The following is an 11498-nucleotide window of genomic DNA, read 5'->3' as shown; positions in this document are numbered from 1 at the left end:
TCAACCACTGCCAGCCGACACACCGATCATTCTGAAACGACTTCTTACTACCGATGCGCCGCGCGGACGCTCGCGCCGGGTTCGTCGGTTCTCGCTGCTCACCCGCGAACGGTCAATCTTCGCCAGGAGTGGGTGGTCGAGCCGCTCAACGCCTGGATCGGAGGGCTGTTTGGCCGGGACAACATCGACCGGCTCGTGGACAAGCTGGTGGTCTCCCAAGAGAGTGGTCAAGTCGACGCCGCTCGGGAGGTGGCGAAGAAGCGCCTGGCGGATGCTGAGGCTCGGCTTCGCCGGCATCAGAGCGCAATCGAGGCGGGAGTCGACCCGGCGGCGCTGGTGGAAGTGATCAACACGGCTCAGGCCGAGCGCGCCGCAGCCCGCGCCGAACTGGACAACGCACCCGCGCAGAGGACCCTGGATCGAGCAGACGTGTTCGCCATGGTCGACTCACTCGGCGACGTAGGCGCAAGGTTGGGCGATGCGAAGCCACAAAGCCTGATCAAGCTGTATTCCGAGCTTCGGCTGGACCTTCGCTACGAACCGGAGGAGCAGGCCGTGTACGTCGCCGCTTCACCCCGTGTAGTTAACGTGCGTGTCCGAGGACGAAGTTGCACACTATTCACCCGCCGGGTCTTCGGCGAGTGAGCTTCACAGGTGGTACTCGCCGAGGCATGCCGGCGCGGGCTTTCCAGGGTCACGGGCGATGGCCACCGAAACTCTGGCTTCGGCCATCGCCGGCTACGAAATGTTCGCGGGAATCCTGTTCGCGGCGGTCCTGACACCGGTGACGCTGGCGCTGTGGCTGCTGTACCGATCGATGCGACGACGCGGCGATTGACAAGCCAACGGTGGAAAGGCTGCTGGCGATGTACTGCACCACAGCCTGGGCATCCTGATGCCGGGCGAGGAGGAGCCGCTGCCGAGCCGCTACCTGCGTGCAGCTGTACGTCATTGCGTGGCGGAACGACCGCTGGGAGGTTGTGGCGCTGCAGAACTCGCGGATCGTCTCGCTGGAGGCCGCACTCGCGCTGGACGCCTCGGCCACCTCGCGTAACGAGGTCCAGGGACGTTTCGTGTACGTTCGCTCACCACGCCGCGCGGCCAGGCGGTCCGGGCGTGTCGAAGGTTGGCGTGTTCAGCGTGGCAGCCACGATGTTCCCCCGGGGAGGGCGATGCCGGAGCGGCTCGCTTCGGTGATGGCTGTGTGGAAGGCGACGACCGCGGGTGCGACCGGTCGGTGGGGACGCGGACCATGGCGATGTCGCGTTCCGTTCGTGGGTCGCCGAGGGGGCCGGCGTCTCCCGGACACTGCTTGCGCGGCTACCAGCCTTCGCGGGTGTCGAGGGTGACCGGGTCGAGCGGTACCGCCGGTGGCTGGCCGGAATGTACCCGGGGGAGTCCGCGCTCAACCCGGTGCGGCCGGACCGGCTCGGTGAGGACCTTGTCGCGATGACGTTGGTCGACCCAGCCGGACATGGCGGCGGCGGTCAGTCCGTCATTGAACGAGGCCAGTTGGTCCGTGGCCTGACCGTGCTGGGACGGTCGGCGTCTCGGCACGCGCACCTGCGGCCTGTGATGCACGACCTGCTGTCCGCGTCGGCGGCCGATCGGCTGCCGGTCGGCATGGCGGTGGCGACGCAGCTGGAGGACGAGACGCTGATCTCGGTGCTGACCGAGCTCAGCGAGAACGACCCCGACCTGGCCGAGTTGGTTGTCGACCACCTGCCCGACCAGAGCCTGGCGTTGGCCGTCTTCGCCGTGGTCCGCACCCGCGCGGCACTCGAACACGAACGGCGCAAGCCGGAGCCGGACGAGGAGACGCTGGGCTGGCTGGCGGTGCGCATGGCGATCCGGCTCGGGGCACTCGAGGAGACCGGGGAGGCGCTGTCCTACGCCGTCGACGCGGTTCAGCGCTACCAGGACCTCACCACCCGCGATCCGGCGTTCGGGCCGGACCTCGCCAACGCCCTGAACACGCTCGCAGGCGCGTTCGACGCCGCGGACCTGCCCGAGGACGCCCTCGACACGGCCGACGACTCGGTGCGGCGGCTGCGCCGGCTGAGCGGGAACGACCAGGAACTGCGCCTGATCCTGTCCACCGCGCTAATGACTAAGCAATGTGCTGAGTGGGCTCGCCAGGCACGAGGACGCAGAGTTGGCCATCGCGCTCGACGTACCGGGCAGCAGGATCACGATCGCCGGAGTAAGGCGCTCGACGCCGGCGGCCACCACCGGGGGAGGCCGTGGCGGTCTACGAGGAAGCTCTGGCACAGTTCCGGCGCCTTCAGCCGATGAGGTAAGTGGTGAGGCCGTACTTCGCGGTTATTTCCCAACGAATTGGCCGATCGGCCGATTGCCCCCTACCCGGCACGTCGATACGTTGCGTCCGCAGGCAGGACTGGGGGCACTGAGTCTCACGTGAGGCACACGCGGCGATCTATCGCGGCGCGTACAGATCACCGGAACCGGCCCCCTCCTCGATTGGGAGGTGCCAGGTGCGAATCGGCAGAAGAGCTGGGGTGTGCGCCGTGGTCCTGGGAACGGTGCTGGTCACCGCCCCCATTGCGACCGCCGCGCCGCCGGGATCCACACCACCGGCCACCGGCGACATCCGCACGGTCACGCTGGTGACCGGCGACGAGGTCATGGTCCAGGACGGCAGGACGAGATCGGTGCGACCCGGTGCGGGCCGGGAGGGGATGACCTTCTCCGCCCGGACCCACGACGGCCACGACTACGTCATCCCGGCCGACGCCGTCCGACTGGTGGCGCAGGGCCGGCTGGACCGGCGGCTGTTCGACGTGACGACGCTCCTCGAGTTCGGCTACGACGACGCCCGCCGGGACAGCGTGCCCCTGATCGTCACCCATCCAGAGGGACGCTCGGCGCCGCAGCTGGCCGCGGACACCGTCACCCGGGAGCTGCCCAGCATCGATGCCGTGGCCGTGGCCGCGGACAAGGGGGGCGAGGTCTGGGAGGCGCTCACCGACGGCACGACGACGCGCCGAACGGCCGGCGGCGTCGAGAAAATCTGGCTCGACGGCAAGCGCAAGTCCACTCTGGAGCACAGCGTGCCGCAGATCGGCGCGCCCGCCGCCTGGGAGGCGGGGCTGACCGGCACGGGCACGACGGTGGCCGTGCTGGACACCGGCGTCGACCAGACCCACCCCGACCTCGCCGACCGCGAAGCGGCCGAGCAGAACTTCACCGACGCGCCGGACAACGTCGACCGCTTCGGGCACGGCACGCACGTGGCGTCGATCGTGGCGGGCACGGGGGCGAAGTCCGACGGTCGGTTCCGGGGCGTGGCCTGGGGCGCACGGATCCTGGACGGCAAGGTGCTCGACGACTACGGCTCGGGCTACGAGTCCTGGATCGTGGCCGGCATGGAGTGGGCGGCCGAGCAGGGCGCGGACGTGGTCAACATGAGCCTGGGCGGCGGCGACACCGAAGAGCTCGACCCGCTGGAGGAAGCGGTCAACACGCTCTCGGTCGAACACGGCACGCTGTTCGTCGTCGCGGCCGGCAACTCCGGCCCCGGCGCGGAGTCGGTCGGCTCGCCGGGTAGCGCCGCCGCCGCACTCACCGTCGGCGCCGTGGACCGCGATGACGAGTTGGCCGGCTTCTCCAGCCGCGGCCCGCGCGTCGGCGACGGCGGCATCAAGCCCGACATCACCGCACCCGGCGTCGAGATCGTCGCCGCGCTGCACTCCGAAGGCACGATCGGCGAGCCCGTCGTGGACGGCTACACCGCCCTGTCCGGCACCTCGATGGCAGCCCCGCACGTGGCCGGTGCCGCCGCACTCCTCGCCCAGCACCACCCGGACTGGACCGGCGCACAGCTCAAGGCCGCCCTCTCCGCCTCGGCCCGGCCGCACGCCTCGCTCACCGCCTTCGAGCAGGGCGCCGGGCGCGTCGACGTCCCGGCGGCACTGGCCCAGAGCGTGGTCACCGAGCCCACCAGCGTCAGTCTCGGCACCGTCGCCTGGCCGCACGGCGACGACCAACCGGTCAGCCAGGAACTCACCTACCAGAACCTGGGCGAGACCGACCTGACACTGACCCTGTCGACCGAGGCCACCGGCCCGGACGGCACACCGGCAAGCCTGTTCTCGCTCAGTGCCACCGAACTCACCGTGCCGCCCGGCGGCACCGCGTCGGTCACCGTCACCGGCGACACCCGCCTCGGCGAGGCCGACGGCGTGTACTCCGGGACGGTCGTGGCGACCGGAGCCGGGACCACGACGAGGACGCCGGTGGCGATCAACCGGGAGGTGGAGAGCTATGACCTCACGGTGAACGTCCTGGACAAGAACGGTGCACCCGCCGTCGACTTCTTCGCGACCCTGATCGGCCTGGACAACACAACCATGAAGTTCCCCTACGACGACGACGGCTCCGTGCGGCTCCGCATGCCCAAGGGCCAGTACCTGTTGGACGTCGGGGTGATCGACGAGCAGACCGGACATATCGACCTGCTCGTGCACCCGGGACTGGTGGTGGATCGGGACCTCACGGTGACCGCGGACGCTCGGGACGCGAGACCGATCCGCGTCACGCCGCCCAGCCCCATGGAAATGGCGCTCGGCGACGTCGGGTACATGGTCGTGACCGAGCTCACGATGAGCGGCCTGGCCATTCTCACCGACGACCTGAGCAGGGTCTCCACCGCCCAACTCGGCGAGGTGCTCCCGGGCACCACGCTCGCCGGCAAGGTCAACACCCAGTGGTTCGCCGAGGACGGCTCGTTCTACGGACTGTCCTGGTTCCCCGCAGGCGAGGTACCCACCGGGTTCGAGAAGGCGGTGCAACAGCGCGACCTCGCGACCGTGCGAGCCGACCTCGGCGCCGCGGCCGAAGGGCTCGGCGGTATCCGGGTCGCGTTCCCGCTGCCGCGCGAGGGTGTCGCGTTCGTGGTCGGGGTGGGGACCGACGTGCCCCTGCCGAGTACCCGGACCGAGTACTACACCACCGAGGGCGGCGTTCGCTGGACCACGGACCTGCTGCTCGAGGATCGGCAGGCGGAGACGCTGGTCGGGCGGCTGACCTCACCGCCCACAGCCTACCGGGCGAGCCGCACGTACCCGGCGCGGTTCAACTACGCGGTGTTCGGCCCGGCCCTGCCGCCCGAGGACGTCCCGTGGGTCTACCGGTACGGCGACTACCTCGGCGTGAACATCCCGCTGTTCAGCGACTCGTCCGGAAACGCCGGATTCTCCGCCGTCGAGACCGCCAGCACCCAGCTGTACCGCGGCGAGGAGCTGCTGGGCGAGACGTCGGACGCGGGCTACGGCTTCTTCGAGGGGCTGCCGGCCGAACCCGGTCGGTACCGGCTGGTGACCACCGCCACCCGGCTGAAGACGTTCGATCTGACCACCTCGATCAGTGCCGAGTGGACGTTCACATCGTCGCATGCGGACGGTGAGGATCAGGTCGCGGTGAACCTGAACGCGGTCCGGTTCCTGCCGGAGCTGGACAGGGCCAACTCCGCACCCGCCGGCGATCCGTTCCTGGTGCCGCTGCTGCTCCAGGACCAGGCCGGCGAGGTAAGCAGGCCGAGATCGATCCGGGTCGACGTCTCCTACGACCGCGGCGCGAGCTGGCAGCGGGTGCCGGTGCTGGCGAACCTGGTGGCGGTGCTGCACCACCCGGCCGCCGCGGAGACGGTCTCGCTGCGTGCGGCGGCGACCGACCGCGAGGGCGACACCGTCCGTCAGACGCTCATCGACGCCTACAAGCTGCGGAAGTGAGTGACCAGCCCGCGGTCCTCGCCCACTGCGCGGAAGGCGAACCCGGGCGGTAGCCGGTAGTCGATGATCGTGCCGGTCTCCCGGGGCGGCACGATCATCGACACCACACCGGGAGCCACCCGCAGCGGCAGCCCGGCGAACGTGGCGGCGGCGGCCGTGTGAACATATCCACACAGGACCGCGAGGACGTGCTGGTGCCGCTGGAGAAGCTCGGCCAGGCGTTGCTCCCCGAACTGGCGGATGGCGTCCACGAACGGCACACCCAGGCGTACCGGCGGGTGGTGGAAGCAGACGAACGCCGGCTCGTCCCGCGGCGCGGCCGTCAGCACCTCGTCCAGCCAGTCGATCGTGCTGTCGTCGAGCAGGTCGCCGGCTCGGCCGGGGATGCTCGAGTCGCACATCGCGAACGTCGCTCCCGCCAACCGGTGCACCTGGTTGACCGGGCTCTCCGCCCGTCCGTCGGGAAAGACCGCTCGGTAGGCGGAGCGCTCGTCGTGGTTGCCTGGGCAGGTGAGCACCGGGAACCGGCAGGTGCCGAGGAGTCGGGCCGCCTCCTGGTACTCGGCCGGCGTCCCGTGGTCGGTGATGTCGCCGGTGACCAGCACCGCGTTCACCTCGCCCGGGATGTCGTCGAGATAGTCGAGCACCTGACGGGCGCGGCGGGTCGCCCGCGCACCGCCGTCGTGGTCATGGCCATGGCCGAGTGCAGGTCGCTGACGTGCGCGAGGATCATGCGCTGTCTCAGGGGAGGTTCGCGACCAGGTCGGCCGGCGGCAGTGGAAGACAGATCGTGCGGAGCCGTCGCCACCAGCCGTGAGCGTGGCTGCCGATCGGGAATCGGCGTCGGCTGCGGCGGTTCAGCAGGCGGTGCCGGCCGACGCCACGTTCGCGAAGACGGTGAACGGTACGTTCGTGACCAGGGCCACTGCGGCCCCGGTCGAGGTCTCCGAGGGGTGGCTCCGCGCCACTTTCTCCGGGCCTCGCACGGCGAGCGGGGATGACCCTGAGCTGGCCGTTCTCGGTTGCCGGAGCAGCGCGTCGACGGGTCAGTTGCGACGTACGTGGACGCGCGACCAGGCGTGGACTCCGTATCTGCGCCTCCGATCGGGGCTTCGGACACGACCTCGTGGTGAAGACCCGAGCTGCGGTCGCCGTGGTGACTCGGATCCGGCGCGGACTGTCCAAGCGTGGTGGTTTCGATCGAGCGGCCGGTCGTGTAGAGCTTGACGCCACTGCCCGACCAGGCGATGTTGCGAGACCCACCGACGCGGTTCCCCGTGTTCATCGATCCCACCTTCAGCTATAACCAGGCGCCACGCACTGGAACCTGGAGTCACCAATCCGGCCGCCACCGCGCCGATTCCCGCACGGTTCTCAATCCCAGGTTCGCCATGACCTCGACCTGTGAACATCCCCGAAAGCACGGGACAGGGCGACGACCGCGCTGGCGCTGACGGCGGCAGTCGGTGACCGCTGCCGAGCCTCCGATTGCCACCCGGTCGTGGCCCTGGCACGGTGCAGGCATGCGACCACTTCGGACAGCCGTAATCGGCTTCGGCACCTCGGGTCGGGTGTTCCACACGCCGTTCATCGCCGCGAACCCGGACTTCGCGCTGACCGCGGTCGTGACAGGCGACGAGCGGCGGCGTGCGGAGGTGCGTGCCCGCTATCCCCGCACGGAGGTCGTGCCGCGGGTCGACGCGCTGCCGGAGGTGGACGTCGTGGTCATCGGCACCCCGCCGGTGACGCACGCGGGGCTGGCGCACCGGTTCCTCGACGCGCGGGTGGCGGTGGTGGTCGACAAGCCGTTCACGGTGACATCCTCCGACGGGTGGGCGCTCGTAGAGAAGGCCGCGCGCCTGGCGGTGCCGCTGACGGTGTTCCAGAACCGTCGCTTCGACGGCGACTTCCGCACCGTCGAGCGGCTGCTGGCCGACGGCGAGCTGGGTGAGGTGTGGCGGTTCGAGTCCCGGTTCGAGTGGTGGAAACCGGACCGCGGCGGGTCGTGGAAGACGTCGACACCGGTGTCGGAGGGCGGCGGGATCCTGTACGACCTGGGGACGCACACCATCGATCAGGCGGTGCGGCTGTTCGGCGGGGCGGAGCCGGTGTACCACGAGCTGTTCACCCGAGGCGGTGGCGCCGCCCCCGACGACGCGTTCGTCGTGCTGCGTCACGTGTCCGGCGTGGTGTCGCACCTGTGGATGAACGGGCTCGCGGCGCAGGTCGGGCCGCGGTTCCGGGTGCTCGGCTCGCGGGGCGGGTTCACGAAGTACGGCCTGGACCCGCAGGAGTCCGCTCTGCGCGCCGGTGCGTCGCCGTCCGACCAGTCGTTCGGGCGGGAGCCGGAGGCGAACTGGGGCACAGCAGGCCTGGACGGCGAGCTCCGCGCGGTCCCGACGAAACCGGGTCGGTACGCGGAGTTCTACACGCTGCTGGCCTCAGCACTGCGCTCCGGCGACCCGCTGCCCGTTGACCCCTTGGACTCGGTGCGGGTCCTCGAGCTGGTCGAGCGCCTGCGGTAGGACGACGGTCCGTCAACGCCGTCCAGGATCGCCCGCACCCCTTCCGGCCCGAGAGGAGCGACCTCGATGCGCCCGAGGTACGCGTCCCACCAGAGCCGGCGCACCTCCTCCGGCACGGTTCGCCGGGCCGCGTCGTCGCGAGCAACTGGGCGCGACGCGGCCGGCGGGAACTGATCGCACTACCCGGATTCACCACCGGGGACGCGCTCGCCTCCGCCGTTCTGGTGACCGCGGCACCGGACCGTCTGGCCGTCTACGACCGATGGGCACACGCCGGGCTGACCATGCTCGGTGAGACCCTGACGTCCACGCCGGGCCGGTACGGCCGCTACATGGCCCTGATCGGGAAACTCCTCGACAACGCACACCGGCACGATCCGACATGGGCCGCCCGGGATGTCGACCTGGCCCTCTTCCAACTCGGCAGGTCACGCTGAGCCGGTAACTTCCGGGCAGGTCGAGCGAGTCGCCGAAGTTGAACATGGTGATGCCTCCGGAGGTGCACCGCTCGTTCCTGACCTTCTTGACCTCGACACCGTCCCGGGTGAGAACCCACGAGGGGTAACACCCTCGGCTGAGTTGCCCGACATCGTCGTACACGTCGACGTTCGCGCCGGGAGTGATGCCCGCGCGGTACTCGGACGGCCCGATCTTGCCGCTACCTCCCATCCGGACGGTGATCACGAGCGCGTCGCCTCGAGTGGGTGGAGCAGGTGCGGGAACGTTCTGCTCTGGAGTGGTCGTCTCCTCTTCCGTTGTGGAGACGTCTTCGGGCGTGACGCGCTGGGCGGAGGTCGTGGTTGTCGTACTCGCGGCAGGGGGTTGCGTCGTCGTGGGGGGCACGTCCGCGGGTGGTGCCGCTTCTTCGGTGGGGTTCCGTGCGTCGCCCGTGCCGAACATCCTCTCCGCCAGTGACAGGGCGCTGTCGATGTTCGCGGCGCCCACCACGACCGCGACGACGAAGGCGATGACCGCACCGAATTTCCCGTACCGCGCCCAACGGGATTTCCCCACGCCAGTCAATGATGTCCTCTCAGGCTCGATGCCACGTCGTCGGCTGTATCGACGGAGTGCCGCCGAAGGTTTCACCTTGGGACCAGGGACATCGGAACCCGGCGCGTCGAGGCTGGTCGACTGGTCAGGGTCCGCTACCTGAGGCATATAGCTCTGGTCCAGGTTGGATGCGGGTGTCACTGGAGGATGTGCCGTCATGGCGGTGTTCGTTTCCCACAGCAGCCAGGATCAGGATTTCGTTCGTCGGCTCGTGACGGATTTGGGTCGGGCCGGCCCTCGCTGTTGCGAGCTTTCTTGGCGAGGATGAGTGCGTGCGCGCCACGACCCGCATGCCGGCCTTATCTTCCAGGGTGCGCGCCTGCCGCGGCTCAGCCCGCCGTTGGCGATGAGCAGGTGTGCGAACGGTCGTTGGCGGCGGTGGACATCTTGTCGGTCGGGTGCACGCGACTGCCGGGAGTGATTGCGTAGGTACTTCGCGTCACAGATGTGCCTGCTTGACGTCTCAAATGTCGGAGCGCATATGGCGACGATCGTCGGAGTGAGATATGGGTGTTGTGGACGAGAGCATGCTTGAGGGTTGGGTGGTACAGAGACAGCCCCAACGCGGTCGTGCGCAATCCGAGAAACGTAACGTCGGGTTGCGTTTCGCGTTCTACGGCCGTACGTCAACGGAGGACTATCAGGATAGGACGTCGTCCGAGTATTGGCAGCGCGATGTCGCAGAAAATGTCATCTCGGGCCGAGGTGTGGTCGTGGTCGAGTTCTTCGACAGCGGCTATTCGCGGCGTTTGTCGTGGATGAACCGTCCGGAGGCCGCTGCGCTGCTCGACGCCGCGGCGGACCCGGACCGGGGATTCGATGCGATTGTGGTGGGGGAGTTCGAGCGGGCGTTCTACGGTGATCAGCTTCAGCAGTTGATGCCGGTGTTGAACCGGTATGGGGTGCAGTTGTGGTTGCCGGAGACTGGCGGTCCGCTTGACCTGAATGATGTGACGCATCAGGCGTTGATGCTGCTGCTGGGCGCGCAGTCGCGGCGCGAGGTGTTGCGGTCCCGCCATCGGGTGACCGCGGCGATGCGTGCGCAGGTGTGTGAGCAGGGTAGGTATTTGGGTGGTCGGCCGCCGTATGGGTATCGGCTGGTTGATGCTGGTCCGCATCCGAACCGTGCCCACGCGCAGTGGGGGCGACGGTTGCGAAGGCTCGACCCTGACCCGGCGACAGCACAGCATGTGCGGTGGATGTTCGCGCAACGTCTCGCCGGAAGGAGCGTGGCGAGTATCGCTCGGGAGTTGAACGAGAGGGGAGTGCCGTCTCCGTCGCATGTGGATCCGGCCCGGAACGGTCATCGCAGTGGTGAGGTGTGGACGTTGCGTACGGTGGCCGCGATCCTGGCGAACCCGCGGTACACGGGTCGTCAGGTGTGGAACCGGCAAGGCCGTGACCACGACGCGGCACGCGGCAAGCAACGGCGTGGGCCGGTACATCGGTGGAACCCGGGGCAGGACTGGGTGATCTCCAAACAGATCGTGCACCCACCGTTGGTCGCCGAGCGGGACTTCGTCGCCGCCCAGGCTATCCGGGCCGCCCGACCGACCGACGATGGGACCACCCGTGTGTATCTACTGGCCGGGTTGGTGCGCTGCCGACCCTGCGGTCGGCGGATGGACGCCCACTGGGTCAACAACCGGGCCGGTTACCGCTGCCGCCACGGTCACACCAGTGCCCAAGAAGCGACCCCAGACCGGCCGAAGAACCTCTACGTTCGCGAGGACCACATCCTCGCCAGCCTCCCCGCCCATCTCGCCGTCCTGGAGCTCGACGATAAACTAGGCCCCGAAGAGCGGGGGAGTGGCGACAGCAGGGAACGTGATGACCTTGCCGAACTGATGCGCCAGTTCGATCTGACGATCGTATGCGACACCGCAGGGTGGATCGTGGAGACGGCAACCGCGACAGACGATTTCGATCGATGAGCGCCTGAACCCCGACGGGAACGACGAAGATCGTTCATGGGGTAATGATGTGTCCGAGACGGACTTGCGCACTATCCCTTCGCCTTGATTTGTCTTGAGTCCGCGGATGCGCGGCGCAGCACAGAGCGCCCTGAGCTGCCTGTCATCGGTTCATTCGAAGGCTTCTGGCCGAGCCGTCAATCTCCTCGGACTGAGCTTCCCCCAAGATCGTGGAGGCATGGACTATGAGGATCATG

General features: G+C 68.8%; 7 protein-coding genes and 1 pseudogene. 7 read left to right on the top strand and 1 reads right to left on the bottom strand.

Features of this window, described 5'->3' with window-relative positions; all coding sequences use genetic code 11:
* The 4 genes and pseudogenes from BU204_RS37225 to BU204_RS37215 all read left to right on the top strand — a co-directional run.
* Positions 1-645: pseudogene (locus tag BU204_RS37225) on the top strand (hypothetical protein); the annotation flags it as partial.
* 58 nt (positions 646-703) lie between these two features.
* Positions 704-838: a hypothetical protein gene (locus tag BU204_RS42125; RefSeq protein ID WP_269844684.1), complete on the top strand. Its 135-nt coding sequence runs from the start codon at positions 704-706 to the stop codon at positions 836-838.
* A gap of 386 nt (positions 839-1224) precedes the next feature.
* On the top strand, positions 1225-2295 hold the full coding sequence (locus tag BU204_RS37220; protein WP_075130491.1) for a hypothetical protein: 1071 nt from the start codon (positions 1225-1227) through the stop codon (positions 2293-2295).
* A 233-nt stretch (positions 2296-2528) separates the two neighbouring features.
* On the top strand, positions 2529-5750 hold the full coding sequence (locus BU204_RS37215; RefSeq protein ID WP_143230038.1) for a S8 family serine peptidase: 3222 nt from the start codon (positions 2529-2531) through the stop codon (positions 5748-5750).
* Here the strand turns inward: BU204_RS37215 and BU204_RS37210 are convergent.
* A complete protein-coding gene (locus BU204_RS37210; RefSeq protein ID WP_083661981.1) occupies positions 5732-6397 on the bottom strand; it encodes a metallophosphoesterase in 666 nt (221 codons plus the stop codon). The genes BU204_RS37215 and BU204_RS37210 overlap by 19 nt on opposite strands.
* Before the next feature lie 876 nt (positions 6398-7273).
* On the opposite strand from BU204_RS37210, the gene BU204_RS37205 reads away from it, so the two are divergent.
* The 3 genes from BU204_RS37205 to BU204_RS37195 all read left to right on the top strand — a co-directional run bounded on the left by BU204_RS37205 (position 7274) and on the right by BU204_RS37195 (position 11262).
* A complete protein-coding gene (locus BU204_RS37205; protein ID WP_075130490.1) occupies positions 7274-8275 on the top strand; it encodes a Gfo/Idh/MocA family protein in 1002 nt (333 codons plus the stop codon).
* Between the two features lie 224 nt (positions 8276-8499).
* The gene (locus BU204_RS37200; RefSeq protein ID WP_075130489.1) at positions 8500-8712 is read left to right on the top strand and encodes a hypothetical protein; all 213 of its coding nucleotides are present in this window, start codon (positions 8500-8502) and stop codon (positions 8710-8712) included.
* A gap of 1158 nt (positions 8713-9870) precedes the next feature.
* Positions 9871-11262, top strand: coding sequence for a recombinase family protein (locus tag BU204_RS37195; protein ID WP_233161056.1), 1392 nt, complete (start codon positions 9871-9873; stop codon positions 11260-11262).
* The last annotated feature ends 236 nt before the right edge of the window (positions 11263-11498 follow it).

Origin of the sequence: Actinophytocola xanthii, from assembly GCF_001921205.1 — a bacterium.
Taxonomy (GTDB): Bacteria; Actinomycetota; Actinomycetes; order Mycobacteriales; family Pseudonocardiaceae; genus Actinophytocola; species Actinophytocola xanthii.
The sequence above is the reverse complement of the archived record's forward strand: the minus strand, read 5'-3'. Positions and strand labels throughout refer to the sequence as shown.